The sequence below is a fragment of the Rubripirellula reticaptiva genome (assembly GCF_007860175.1).
GTDB lineage: Bacteria > Planctomycetota > Planctomycetia > Pirellulales > Pirellulaceae > Rubripirellula > Rubripirellula reticaptiva.
This window is the reverse complement of sequence record NZ_SJPX01000005.1, coordinates 119,449-133,453: the sequence shown is the minus strand read 5'-3', so window position 1 is coordinate 133,453 and position 14,005 is coordinate 119,449. Positions and strand designations below refer to the sequence as shown.

The following is a 14,005-nucleotide window of genomic DNA, read 5'->3' as shown; positions in this document are numbered from 1 at the left end:
ATTGAGTTATTTGTCTACATCAAGCCAAGTTCGTCTCCGCAGTCTCGTTCTGACGATCCGTCTGCGGATCACCTGCCTGGTTCTGACGTGCGATCGACTTCCAGTCCGAATGTGCTGATGTCTGAAAAATGCGCTTCACCGTCGATCGCGACGAGCTGGATTTGGTTTGTCGCCAGCGACGCGTTGCTGAGGAAACTGCCGAGCGGTTTGCCTTCGACAAGTACGTACCAGCGATCGGAATATTGCTGCAGTTGGACTTCGATCCAGTTCGGCCCATCGGGCGATATGCCGGTTTCGATGGGCAGCGACCCGGACACGTCAAGTTTGTCGTCAACTGCGGATCGATGTCCAAGCATCGCGCGATCTGGATCTAGCCGTACGACCCAGCGGGGCTCGGTGGTGACATCATCACCGTCAAATGCAAACTGTACCTCGGCTGCTTTGGCAGTCAATAAGTTCACTCGCACACGCAGGCCCAACGCTATCGCGGTTGCCGCAACATCGGGTGGCAGCGGTACCAGTCGTCGCGATATCTTACCCTTCCCCGCCAACACTCTTGATCCTTCGGTGTCCTCGGTCACCTTCCAAACGGATTGATGATTTGTCCAGCTGGCAAGGCTTTGGCCGTCGAAAAGGGGTTCGGACCACACGGTTTCCAGCGAAGCAGGCGGAGTCAACGGAGTCTCTCGAAACGGGTTGCCTGTGATCACTGCCATCGTCACCGCAATCACCGCCGCGACGAGTCCACCTGTAACCGCAATGATCGGCCAAACACGCCGGGAAGGCTTTGGTTTTGGCGGCCGCGAACTGCCGATCAGTAACGTGTCTTCCAGGTCTGGCCCGGCCATTTGTTCGTCGATCCGCCGAATCAAATCGGTATAGTCGCCGATCCGCTGGTTGGGATCGTGGTGCATCATGTCGGCAATCAACTGATGCATGCCGGACGGTAGGTTTTCGGGCAGTCGATCGTAGCGTGGCGGTTGGCCGATGATTTTGGCGGCGATCAGTTTGTGAGTCGTCCCGCCTTCGAATGGTGTTTCCCCCGACAAAACGGAAAACAGCGTTGCACCGAGCGCATAGATGTCGGCTCGGTGATCAACCGGATCGCCAGTCAGTTGTTCGGGCGCACAGTACATGGGTGTCCCAAGCGTCGTGCCGGTCATGGTCAATTGATCGGCGTCTTCGGAAGAGCCAATGTCGTTGAGCCTGGCCAAGCCGAAGTCGGCAATCTTCACCAGCGGGACTCCAACCGGCAAGTCAAAACCTGTGGAGACTTCAGTCAGCATCAAGTTTGCCGGCTTGATGTCGCGGTGGATGATTTCGTGCGACGCCGCATGAGCCAAGCCGGATGCCGTTTGTCGCACGATCGACAACGCGTGCGACAGCGGTATCGGACCTTGCTTGATCCGCATTCGCAAATCAATGCCGCGAACCAATTCCATGACCAAAAAGACTCGCCCCTGGTGGGTCCCCGAATCAAACGCCGAAACGATATTGGGGTGTTGCAAGCGTCCAATCGCGGCCGACTCTTTTTGAAAACGCTGCAGCACATTGCTTTGCTGCAGTCGCGTTTGCATGATGGCTTTGATCGCGACGTCACGCTGTAGTCGTCCTTGATGAGCACGATAGACGACGCCCAACGCACCCTGTCCCAGCACATCGACAAGGCGAAAGCCGGGGGCAAGATCGTCTGGGTCCACAAACGCTTCTGCGATTTCGATTTGGGGTGGCGACATCATCGACGCTTCGATCGCCACTTGGCCGACCGGCGCTGACTTGCGTTCGGCTAAATCAAGCAATTCCGTCGCTTGTTCCGACGTGATCATCTGCCGCTCAACCGCCACGCGAATCAGTCGTTCGTTGGCATCGCGATGGTTCGTACGGTTATCACTCACCGAATGCATCCGCATCGGCATCACTGGGCATCCGCCAGTCGCCGCGAGGCGACAGGCTTACCGAACCGACTTTGGGTCCGTCGGGTACACAGTTGCGTTTGAATTGATTGAAGAAAAATCGTTTGATGAACCCATCGAGCGTTCTCTCGATTTGCTCCGGTGCATACGCTTGATCGAACTTGGCATGGCTTGCCAAGAACAGAATCTTGTCGCGATCGGATCCGTTGCGGACAAAGTGATACAGAAAGAAGTCAAGCAACTCGTACGATCCCACCGTCGCTTCGGTCGACTGACGAATCGTCCCATCGGCGCGTGGTGGCAACAGTTCGGGTGAGATCGGAGTGTCGGCGATGCGGTGCAGGACTTGTCGCAGCGGTCCGTCGAAGTAGTGATCAGCAGCAAACCGTACCAAGAACTGAACTAACGTCTTGGGCACCGACGTGTTGACGTTGTACATCGACATATGGTCTGCGTTATAAGTCGACCACCCGAGCGCCTGTTCGCTCATATCGCCGGTCCCCAGCACGAATCCGCGGCTCATCAACAGCATCGTGCGAATCCGAGCTTGAACGTTTTCAAACGTTAAGTCTTTTGCGTCGTCGTCAACGTCATTTAACTTCGTTTGCAGTTCGTCGATCGTGGTTTCGTTGTTGATCGAAACCCCCAGCGGCGTATGTCCGAGCGACAAGAACGTGTCCAGACTCAAACGCCGGATGTCGATGCACTCGGGCGAGATTTCGGTCGTTTCGATCAGTTGATCGGCGCTCATACGAGTGTGCTGCGTCGTTCCGAAACCGGGCATCGTGACGCCGACGATGTCAGCACGTGACTTGCCAACCGCGTCGCAGGCACGAAGTGCCACCAGCAACGCCAGCGTGCTGTCGAGTCCGCCCGAGATTCCAATCGAAAGTTTCGTGGTTGGCCCGAGTCGCGACAGACGCTTGGTCAGGCCCGCGGTTTGGATCGCAAAAATCTCGGCGCAGCGAGCTTCCAGTTCATCGCTCTGGTCAGGTACGAACGGATGAGCATCGAGAGGTCGAAGCAAGTTTTTTCGCGGCAGCGGTCCCCAGTCCTCATCGATTTCAGGAAACTCGACCGTGACAGTTCGGTACTGGCGGTGCACGACAGTCATTGCGTCGTCGAACGATCCGATCACGCGTCGGTCGTGAGCCAATCGGTGGAGGTCCACGTCGCGAGTCACGATGGTTTGCTCGACATGCGATGGTTCGATTCCATCGCCAACCCGTCGAGATTCGCCCAGCATGCCGCCGTTTTCAGCGATCAAGCAATGCCCGCCAAACACCAAGTCCGACGTCGACTCGCCTGGTCCAGCCGACGAATAAACGTAGGCAGCAATGCAGCGGCCCGATTGGCTGCGGACCAAGTCACGACGCCAGGAAGCTTTGCCAATCGTTTCGTTGCTTGCCGACAAGTTCACCAACACATTGGCGCCCGCGATCGCAGCGTGTGAACTCGGTGGGATCGGTGTCCAAAAGTCTTCGCAGATTTCGACTGCGATCGTCACATCGCCGTGCCGGACCAGAATGTCGGTGCCGAACGGGACTTCGTCGCCGAACAGTTCAATCGTTTTCGGATCGGCTGACGTTGAGCCGCGAAAGTGGCGTCCTTCGTAAAATTCGCGGTACGTTGGCAAGTACGTCTTGGGGATCACCGCTTCGATGCTGCCATTGGCGATCACGGCGGCGACGTTCATCAGCGAAGGGCCGACGGCCATTGGCAATCCGACGATCACGATTTTCCGGTGCAACGATGTGTGCGCGGCAATCTCGGCCAAGGCGTCCATCGCCGAATCCAGCAGAGCATCGGACCCGAATAGATCGCCGCACGTGTAACCAGTCAAACCGAGTTCCGGCAAGACGATCAAGTCGGTATCGACCGAATCGATCATCCGCATCGACGCCGCGGCATTGGCGGCCGGATTAGCGACCGAGGTGGTCGGTGCGGCAGCGGTGATTCGAAAGAAACCGTGGTTTTTCAAGGGAACACGATGGTTGAGGGGAGGCAAGAGATGCGAGCGGACAGTATAGCCGAAACATCGTTTCTGGCTTCAGAGACCTAGCGGACGGATTTGCGGAAATCGGTCGGAGTCATGCCCATCCAGCGTCGGAATGTGCGGGTCAGGTGAGCTTGATCGAAGAATCCGGTTTCCAGTGCCACGCTGCTAATCGGTGCGTCCGTTTCAGTCAGCAGACGGCTGGCTTGGTGGATCCGGACCCGCTGCAGGTATTCAGACGGCGGGATCTGGAAGCGGGTTCGGAAACGGCGATTCAGTTGGCTGGCCGACAATCCGACCGACGCCGCGATTTCGGCAACCGTCAACGGCCCGTCGAAGCGATCCGCAATAATTGCGGTCGCTCGTTCAATCGGGTTCGATGCACCCGTCGAAGCGTCGTCTTTGTCCGTGGAATACATGACTCCCGCGATCCCGATGACTTCACCCGAAACGCCACGAAGCGGGATTTTTGTGCTGATGAACGTGCTCAGTTTTCCCTGTCCTGACGGCACCAGCCAAACTTGGTCGGGCAATTCTTGCCCCGATTGGATCACCCGCTGGTCTTCCTGTTGGTATTGCCGAGCCCAATAGAGCGGGTGCAGTTCGAGGTCGGTTTTACCCGCGATTTCGTCAATCGACGCAACACCACGCATCTCTAGCCACGGTTGGTTGCCGGCGACGAACTGACCGTCCTTGTTTTTGACATACACGAAAACGTCCGGCACAAAGTCAAATAGCCTCAGCAGCGAGGCGGCATCGGCCAGCGAAGCGAAAAAGCGGTCGCGAAGCAGGTTTGTCTCTGTCGTCATGCGTGATTTGTACAAGAAGGTGCGCGATCATTGCAATCGGGTACCAGCGGAACGGTGTACGATAGAGTCCTTCAGTGGCAATGATTCTTCCATCGCGATCTGGTCCCCATCGATGCTCAATTTGACGTCCCGCGGCACTTCTCACACCTGTAACGGCACCAAACGCCGTGATTTTTTACAAATCGGCACGTTGGGTGCGATCGGATTGGGGCTGCCTGAGTTCTTGGCCGCGGCTGAACGAGGCATCGTCGATCCGTCCAAGGATAAGCGGTCCTGCATCATGATCTTCAACTTGGGCGCGCCGAGTCAGTTGGACACGTTCGACATGAAGCCCGAAGCGCCGGCGGAAGTGCGTGGCCCATTCAAGCCAATTTCGACTCGCGGTGATTTTCAAGTCAGCGAGATCTTGCCCGGTCATGCCGAGGTGGCCGACAAGTTCTCGATCGTTCGTTCGTGTTATCACACTGCGGCGGCGGTTCACGATGCCGGTTGGCAGATGCTGCAGACCGGCCGGCAGTTCACCGGCGGCGTCAACTATCCTCACGCCGGTGCGGTGCTGCAGTACATGAAGGGCCGCCGCAGCGACTTGCCCGCTCATGTCGTGTTGCCTGAAACGATGGGCCGCGGCGGCGGGAATTTGCCCAACGGACAATCGGGCGGTTTCTTGGGCAAAGCTTATGATCCGTTCGCGTTGATGGCGGACCCCAGCCAACCCAACTTCAAAGTGCCCGACCTGTTGCCGCCGCAAACGCTCGGCGACGTTCGCATTGATCGGCGCCGGCGGATGCGAGCGGCGATCGAAAGTCGCATGGCCGAATTGGAAGCGACCGAGTCGGCCAAGATGCTGGACAAGAACTTCGAAGCCGCGTATCGGTTGATGAACAGTCCGCAGGCTCGCGAGGCATTCGATTTGACGAAGGAGTCGACGGCGGTGCGTGAACGCTATGGCATGAACCGATTTGGTCAGTGCTGTTTGTTGTCGCGGCGATTGGTCGAGGCTGGTGTTCGTTTCGTGACGATCAACACGTTCTTGACCGTCTTTGGCGAAATCACCTGGGACATCCACGGCAGCAAACCGTTCACGACCATTGACGGCATGAAGAACATCGTTGCGCCGATGTACGACCAAGGGTACTCGGCGCTGATCGAGGATCTGGATCAACGTGGGTTGCTTGGCGATACGATGGTTTGCGGACTGGCAGAGTTTGGTCGGACGCCGAAGGTTAATCCGGCAGGCGGCCGAGATCACTGGCCTCAGTGTTTCAGTTGCACATTTGCGGGCGGCGGAGTGCAGGGCGGCCGAGCGATCGGGGCTAGCGATCCGATCGGCGCGGTGCCGGTGGATCGGCCTACGAGTCCAGGCGAGATCATCGCGACGATCTTCAAGAGTCTGGGCTTGGACTTGCACGCTGAGATGCCGGGGCCCGGTGGACGGCCGTTCCCGTTAGTGGATTTCGGTGTCCGAGAAATTAAAGAACTATTCGCATAGCTGCTGTTCGATCGTGCAGTCCCGCCTGATTTAATAACGAAGCCTTTTCATGTTCATGCATCGCATCACCACCATTCTGTTTGTTGCTGTTTCGTACGTTTTTGTTAATGGCACTGCTTGCTGCGGCATTGCGAACGCCGAGGACGCAAAACCGATCAGCTTTCGCAATGACGTGCAAAATATTTTGACCAAAAACGGTTGCAACATGGGCGCTTGTCATGGTGCGCTGGCGGGCAAGGGCGGGTTTCGTCTGTCGCTGAAAGGTTACGATAGCGAAGCTGATTTTGCCGCGATTGCACGTCAATCACGTGGACGGCGGATTGAGATTTCGGATCCTGGGCGTTCGTTGGTGCTCGCCAAGCCAACCGGGGCATTGCCACACAAAGGTGGCATCCGCTTGGAAGCCGGTTCGCAAGACTACGAGACGATCGCTCGCTGGATCGCCGACGGTGCGGATGCACCCGCGGACGATGACGCAAGGCTGACGCGAATCACTGTATCGCCGGAAAACGCGTTGTTATCACCGGGCGACACCTCCACAATCACCGTGATGGGGCACTACAACGATGGCTCCCAGCGTGACGTGACTCGTTGGGCTCAGTTCACCGCGACCGATGAAGCCGTCGCCAGCGTCGATAGTGGCGGAACGGCTTCGGTCCGCGGCAGCGGCGAAGGGGCGGTTCTGGTCTGGTTCGGCAGCAAGGTGGCGTTGGCCCGAATGACGGTTCCGTATCCGTACGACGTCCCTGCCGATGTCTACGACGACGCGCCGCGGTCGAACTTCATTGACGAGCTGAATCTGACGCAGCTCAAGACATTGCACCTGAGACCGTCGCCGCGGTGTGACGATAGTACATACCTGCGTCGTGCGACGGTCGACACGATTGGCCGATTGCCGACCGATGCCGAGCGGGAAGCGTTCTTTGCCGACGATGTTCGCAATCGTCGCTCGCGTTTGGTCGATCGCCTGTTGGCTGGCGAAGACTACGTCGACTATTGGGCGTACAAGTGGTCGGACGTGCTAGTGATCAATGGCACACGGCTACGGCCGATTGCGGTCAAGTCGTATTACCAGTGGCTACACGAGGCGGTCCGCAAGAACCAACCTTGGGACGAAACCGTTCGCGAGATTTTGACGGCGAAGGGCAAGAGTGACCAGAACGGAGCGACAAACTTCTATGCACTGAATCAATCGCCGGAAGAAATGACCGAAAGTGCTTGCCAAGCGTTCATGGGTTTGTCGATCGGTTGTGCTAAGTGTCACAATCACCCACTCGAAAAATGGACCAACGATCAGTACTACGCGATGGCGAACCTGTTCGCCCGCGTCCACGCGAAAGGTTGGGGCGGCGACGGTCGCAATGGCGATGGCGTTCGCACGTTGTACGTTTCAACCGTGGGCGATTTGATTCAACCCAAAACGGGGAAACCGCAACCGCCTGCGCCGCTGGATGCTGATGTTCTGGCGATCGATGATCCTAGCGACCGGCGAGAAGCTTTGGCTGCTTGGATGACGGATCCTGACAATCCGTACTTCGCGCGTTCGATCACCAATCGAATTTGGGCGAACTTTTTTGGTCGCGGTCTAGTGGAACAAGTCGACGATCTTCGCGCCAGCAATCCGGCGTCGAACGAGTCCCTGTTGGCGGCGGCGGCGAAGCATCTGGCCGAAGCAGATTTCGATTTGAAGGAATTGATGCGGTCGATCTTGGCGAGCGAGACTTACCAACGCAGCAGCCTGCCGACGGACGAAAACCGCGACGAACAAAAGTACTTGAGTCGCTATTATCCGCGGCGAATGATTGCCGAGGTGCTGCTGGATTCGATCGATCAAACGCTCGGGACGGTGACTTCATTCACGCGTTTGGCATTTCCTGGTGGCGATTTTCAGGACACGGATTTCTATCCCAAGGGAACGCGTGCGATTGAGCTGTACGATTCGTCGGTCGATTCGTACTTTCTGCAAACCTTTGGGCGGAACCCTCGCGAGATCACGTGCGAATGTGAACGCAGCAGCGAGCCCAGCATGGTTCAGGTGCTGCACTTGTCCAACGGCAACACGATAAACGAAAAACTGTCCAGCGACGACAGTTTCATCGCTAAGCAGATCAAGGACGGTGCCGACGACGCCGCGATCATTAACGCGTTGTTCACTCGCGCTCTTGTCCGGCAGCCGACTGATGACGAGCGAGTGACTCTGTTGGAAGTGACGAGGGAATACGGCGACGACCGAGCGACGGCGCTGCAGGACGTTGCCTGGAGCATCCTGACGAGCACCGAGTTCACGTTCAATCACTAATTGGCTATTCGCCAATCAGGCAGCCACCAATCAGCCAGTCACACGATTCCACTGATTCGACAACACCATGCGAAATCTTCTATCTCTTTGTCTTGTCATTTGCTCGCTTGCTGCCACTTCGGCGGCCGAGCCGGTTGATTATGTTCGCGACGTCTTACCAATCTTCCAGACATACTGCATCAGTTGCCACGCAGACGGCGATTCGGAAGGTGACTTGGTGATGGATTCGCATGCTGCGATGATGAAGGGTGGCGAAAATGGGGCGGTGATCACCGCCGGCGTGCCGTCGAGTAGTCGGTTGTTCTTGATGGCGGCGGGCAAGTTGGAACCAGTCATGCCGCCCGATGGCGAACAGGGGCCCAGCGAAGCCGAACTGGCGACGATCGAGGCTTGGATCGAACAAGGTGCGATTGGGCCGGACGGCGACATGCCGATCAAAACAGTCTTGCGAACACCAAAGATCGCGACGAATAAAAATGCGGCGAAGCCAATCACGGCGATCGCGGCGTCAGGCAAAAGCAAGCTTCACGCGCTCGCCCGATTTGGATCGGTCGAGTTGGTCGACGGCGACAAAGTGGTTAACACGATCCGCGGCGATTTTGGCAAGGTCAATGCGATTGAGTTCAGCCGCGATGGCGAACGGATTTTGATCGCGTCGGGTGTTACCGGAGCGTATGGGGACGCAGCTATTTATTCGGTCGCCACGGGTGAGCGATTGGTCGAGATGGTCGGTCACAGCGACGTGCTGTATGCAGCTGTGTTTTCGCCTGATGAAACGCTGGTGGCGACCGCTGGCTATGACCGCCAGATCGTGTTGTGGAACGCAGCGACGGGCGATCCGATCCGAACGTTCAGCGGACATAACGGTGCCATCTTTGACTTGGTCTTTTCGCCTGACGGCAATCTGCTGGTCAGTGCCTGTGCGGATGAAACGGTAAAGATCTGGGACGTTAAAACGGGGCAACGATTCGACACGCTTAGCCAGCCCGAAGGTGAAGTCTTTACCGTCGAGATTACTGCCGATGGAAAGTACGTCTTGGCAGGCAGTGCCGACAACCGGTTGCGAGTTTGGCGATTGAAGTCCGTCGATAAACCTCGTATCAATCCAATCGTCGCAACTCGTTTCGTGGACGAGTCACCGCTTGTGAATTTTGCGTTGACCGGTGACGGCAAAGAACTGGTCGTGATGAGTGAAGCAGGCAACTTGAAACGCATCCGCACGTCGGATTGGACACCGTCGGGAGTGATCGATTCGGTTGGCAGCGGTGCTAGCGATTTGGCGATTGACTTGGGCGGAAAATCGATCCTTGTCTCGATGATGAACGGCACTGTCGAACGACGTGAATTGCCAGCAATGAGCGGCAAGTCGAATGGGAAGCCGATCGAGGGACCGCATGCTGTTCCGCCAAAGTACATGGACTTGGGCGAGCTGGTCAGTGTGTCCGAGTCCGATGCGAAATCCGAATTGAAATCGCAGTCGGGTGTGGTCGACGTTGATCGCGGAGCCCGCATCAGCGGCGTGATTTCTCTGCCAGGTCAAGTCGACCGTTTTCGCTGGCATGCTCGGGCGGGCGAAGTTTGGGCGATTGATGCGGATGCCACTGGCAAGGCTGGCAAGATTGATCCCTTTATTGCAATCGTTGACGACGATGGTCAACGGGTTCCGCGAGTTCGGTTGCAAGCGATTCGCGACACGTACTTTACGTTTCGCGGAAAGAACAGCACGCAGGTCAATGACTTTCGGATGTTCAATTTCGAAGAGCTGAACTTGAACGATTTTTTGTACGCCAGCGGAGAAGTGACTCGCTTGTTCATGCGTCCGCGTGGTCCCGATTCGGGGTTCAATGTTTATCCGAACAGCGGCAATCGCTGGACATTCTTTGGTACCACGCACTCGACTCATGCGTTAGGCGAACCCGCCTATGTCGTTCGCCCGCTTGCGCCGGGTGACCAGCCTTTGGCGAACGGGTTGCCCGTGTTTGACATCTACTACGAAAACGATGACGATCCGATGCGGATGGCGGGTACGGGCAGTCGGTTACTGTTCACCGCTCCGGCCGATGGGCGATACACCGTGCAAGTCACCGACACTCGCGGGGAAGGCGGTGACGATTACGGATACACCTTGGCAGTGAGAGCGGCACAGCCAGCGTTTGTGCCTCATGTGAAACCGGTCACCAAGAGTCTGCGGCGGGGCGGAGGTCGTGAAATTCAGATCAACGTCGACCGCACCGATGGGTTTGATGGTCCGGTGAAGTTCGATATTCAGGGTTTGCCGGAGGAAGTTGTATCGAACTTTCCTGTCACGATCGAAAAGGGCCAGCAGTCAGCGGTGGCGATGGTTTGGATTCCCGAGTCCGCGAAGGGTTGGGACGGCGAGGTCGAGCCGACTTTGGTTGCAACGGCCAAGGTGCTCGGGCGAAACGTCGAGCGACGGGTGGGATCAATCGGCAAATTGAAGGTTGCCAACCGAGCGGAAGTGATTTCGACGATCCAGCCGATCGGCCGAACCGAAATAGCCGACTCGGCTTGGACACTGACCGTGCGAAGAGGCGAAACCGTGCCCGCTCGCGTGATCCTGGATCGAAAAGACGGCTTTAAAAATGAAGTCAGCTTTGGCAAAGAAGAGGCCGGGCGGAACTCGACCCACGGCGTTTATGTCGACAACATCGGACTCAACGGGCTGCTGGTTCCGGCAGGAATGACGCAGCAAGATTTCTTTGTGACCGCCGATCCGATCGCGAAATTGGGGAAACGCCAGTTTTTCTTGACCGCCGGCGTTGATGGTGGTGTAACGACCCACCCCATCGTGGTGGAGGTGGTCGAGTAAAGAAGGATCAAGAGACCCGTGGGCTTCGTGTGTGGGCAGTTGGCCAAACCCCTTGAGAATTATCCGCCGCTCCGCTATTCTTCGCGACTCAGATCCAAAAACAAACGAATCTTTCGATACAGGACGCCACCATGGCACACAAAAAGGGACAGGGCTCTAGCCGTAACGGTCGCGATTCGAACGCACAACGTCGCGGAGTCAAGAAGTTCGGCGGTCAATCCGTTATTGCTGGTAACATTCTGATCCGCCAGGTTGGCACCAAGTGGCACCCTGGAAAGGGTGTCGGCCAAGGCAACGATTACACGCTTTATGCGTTGATCGACGGAAACGTGATGTTCGATCAAAAAGGTCGTCGCATTAACGTGGTTGCCAAAGAAGAAGCCGCTGCTGCGGTGTAGTCTTCGCTCTGCGAACCCAATCCAACGAAAAACGCCTCGTGAATCCACGAGGCGTTTTTTTTTGTTGCTGCAGTCGGGCTGCGGCGATTCGCAGTCGCCCGTGCTAGCGAAGCGGCTTAGCGGATTCCGGAGCCGTCGCGATCGATTCGTCGGCTGGTTCTTCGCTTGGTGCATCCAAACCAGCTCGGGCCAGCAGCTTATTGCCTGTTTCGCTGGGGCCTTCGTCGGTCTTTGGCAACCGCAGTGCGATCGCTTGGATCGTTGCTTGGGTCGCCTGTTTGGTTGACGTGAAGGCCACGGCAATCGCTTTGCCGATCGACGTAGGCTTTGCGAGCTGTTGAATCGACCATGCACTGACTAGCGAGTCGACACGGTCCGTCACTTCGCCCAGCAGGCATTCGGGCGACGACTTGATCGTCGAAGCGAGCGACGTTCGGGCGGATTCATCTTGGAACGCCTTTTCCATCATCGCGTTGACCGTCAGATCGCTTTGCGAACGAATGCAGAACGGCCGGGTCACGGTCGGCAGTGCGGACCACAACTTCATGTCACGCTTCGACCAATCGTACGCCATGTACTCTTCTTCGATCGTGGCGATGAAAGCTGAGCCGCCGACCAACGGATCCAGTCGTGTGACTTCGATGGAAGCGACTGCGGTGCTATTGATCGCTGGCGGTTCGAATCCCTTGACGTCAATCGGTTCAGCGCGGGCGATTTCGGCGATCGCCGATCGGACGGCCGCATCTCGCTCGCGAGCCTGCTGGGCTTGGGCTTGAGCCTCGGCTTTGGCGACCAGACCGCTGTACCAGGACTGCAGTCTCTCGACACTGGCTAGCGAGTCTTCCAAGTACGGCTCAACCATCGCGAAGGGCTCGACAAACTGTTGCACCTGGACTCCTGTCGCTGCGATTGCCGTCGCCGCTAGCGCCGATGTCGTGATCGCTGGCGATGGCGTGTGACGTGATGCCGCCACCTCGGATCGAGGCGGCATCGGACAGGAGTCGTGCGTCGCTACCCCGACGTGCATGTCATCCGAATCGGCCCACCCGCACAGTTCCTCTTCTTCCTCGATCGGCTGCTGTGACGCCAGTGATTGTGACGCCAGTGATTGTGACGCCAGCGATTGTATCGGCACGCTCGCTTGTGAACTCAGCACAACCGACTTGGCGGTCTCGATCAACGCAGGAACCTGCACGAGGTCCTCGACCTGTCCAATTTCGCCCGGGTCACCAAAGTCATGGGCAAAGGTGAAAACACCAGCATCGGCATGGTCGTTGGAGGCAGCCGATGCGGTTGCAGTTAACAACGCGGCCAGAGCGACTCGGCGAAGCCGTCGACAAATTTGGTGAATCATGGTCCGTGAAATCCTGGTTGGTCAAGCGCGGAACGTCCGTGGCCGCGATGAGGGCCGGCGCCGGATTCGTGGATCCGACGCCGGCGATTGAGGTTTGTTGGCGGGAGTTCCCACGGCGGTCGCGATGACAACGACGCACCAAATAAGCATGGGGTGGCCTATTCCGTTCAGGCTACTTGTTTGGGCTGCGGGGACAGAAAAGCTATCGGCGACTTTACTGCCCAGGCTTGCTCTTCTGCGTTGGAAAGGTGTGCCGAAAGCCAATGAACGGTTCGGTTACACAGGCTGTGAGAGCATTTCCAACAACAGCGGTCGCGCCCGACCAGCAATCCCAGGCGACGTCGATTCGCGTGGGCCAGCGATGTTTAGCGTTGCCGGTCGCAGTTCGGAAAGCCAAACGATCGCTTCCTGCGGACCTTCGGCATCCATTTGGATCAAGAAACACGGTCGCTTGTGCCGCTTGCAAAGTCGAGCGGTCAGCAATGTGCCGCCGATCAGTTTGCGTTCATACAGAATCAGTGTCGCGTCGCTGTCGATCACGTTTTGCGCCGTCCGAGCGGAGTACTTCGGCGACGAGTACTCGGTCAGTTGGTACTTTGCCGGCACGGTGCCGTCTTCGGCCAAGCGTCCCTTGGGGCACCAACCGCCGTGTTCAATCCCCAGGTCGATGGCAACGTCCAGTCCCGCGCGATCGATCCCTGTTTGGCCACCCGAAACAATCCGGTCAGGACGGAACGGCGAATCGACTTTCTGCCCGTCTGGATCACTCAGTGGTGGATCACTGAATAGCTCGCCGTCATATCGATCGCCAATGGCATCGTTGTGGTTGAGTCTGGGCACGTCGAGTACTCGGGATGGATCAGTGCAAATTTCCCCTGTCGGTTCAAAGATACACCGATTCGCAAGCTCGATGGGCG

At 57.3% G+C, this 14,005-nt stretch carries 9 protein-coding genes; 4 read left to right on the top strand and 5 right to left on the bottom strand.

The annotated features are described in order from the left end of the window. Positions 1-68 precede the first annotated feature (68 nt). The 3 genes from Poly59_RS21665 to Poly59_RS21655 form a co-directional block, all read right to left on the bottom strand. The gene (locus Poly59_RS21665) at positions 69-1,895 is read right to left on the bottom strand and encodes a serine/threonine protein kinase (protein WP_186776440.1); all 1,827 of its coding nucleotides are present in this window, start codon (positions 1,893-1,895) and stop codon (positions 69-71) included. Continuing rightward, positions 1,888-3,894 (bottom strand): NAD(+) synthase, encoded by a 2,007-nt coding sequence (locus tag Poly59_RS21660; RefSeq protein ID WP_146536215.1) that lies wholly within the window; start codon positions 3,892-3,894, stop codon positions 1,888-1,890. Before Poly59_RS21660 ends, Poly59_RS21665 begins: the two co-directional genes overlap by 8 nt. 77 nt (positions 3,895-3,971) lie before the next feature. Then, positions 3,972-4,718, bottom strand: coding sequence for an AraC family transcriptional regulator (locus tag Poly59_RS21655; protein WP_146536214.1), 747 nt, complete (start codon positions 4,716-4,718; stop codon positions 3,972-3,974). Between the two features lie 112 nt (positions 4,719-4,830). On the opposite strand from Poly59_RS21655, the gene Poly59_RS21650 reads away from it, so the two are divergent. From Poly59_RS21650 to rpmA, 4 genes are all read left to right on the top strand, one after another. Then, positions 4,831-6,207, top strand: coding sequence for a DUF1501 domain-containing protein (locus tag Poly59_RS21650; protein WP_146536213.1), 1,377 nt, complete (start codon positions 4,831-4,833; stop codon positions 6,205-6,207). Positions 6,208-6,256: 49 nt separating this feature from the next. Beyond that, entirely contained in the window at positions 6,257-8,506 is a 2,250-nt protein-coding gene (locus tag Poly59_RS21645) for a DUF1549 domain-containing protein (RefSeq protein WP_146536212.1), read from the top strand. A gap of 67 nt (positions 8,507-8,573) precedes the next feature. After that, positions 8,574-11,336 carry a WD40 repeat domain-containing protein gene (locus tag Poly59_RS21640; RefSeq protein WP_146536211.1) on the top strand — a complete coding sequence of 921 codons (2,763 nt, stop codon included), beginning with the start codon at positions 8,574-8,576 and terminating at the stop codon, positions 11,334-11,336. A 131-nt stretch (positions 11,337-11,467) separates the two neighbouring features. Next, on the top strand, positions 11,468-11,734 hold the full coding sequence (gene rpmA / locus Poly59_RS21635; RefSeq protein WP_146536210.1) for a 50S ribosomal protein L27: 267 nt from the start codon (positions 11,468-11,470) through the stop codon (positions 11,732-11,734). A 103-nt stretch (positions 11,735-11,837) separates the two neighbouring features. Here the strand turns inward: rpmA and Poly59_RS21630 are convergent, their stop codons facing one another. Further along, positions 11,838-13,088: a hypothetical protein gene (locus tag Poly59_RS21630; protein ID WP_146536209.1), complete on the bottom strand. Its 1,251-nt coding sequence runs from the start codon at positions 13,086-13,088 to the stop codon at positions 11,838-11,840. 276 nt (positions 13,089-13,364) lie between these two features. After that, the gene (locus Poly59_RS21625) at positions 13,365-13,928 is read right to left on the bottom strand and encodes a putative molybdenum carrier protein (RefSeq protein WP_246151843.1); all 564 of its coding nucleotides are present in this window, start codon (positions 13,926-13,928) and stop codon (positions 13,365-13,367) included. Between the last annotated feature and the right edge of the window lie 77 nt (positions 13,929-14,005).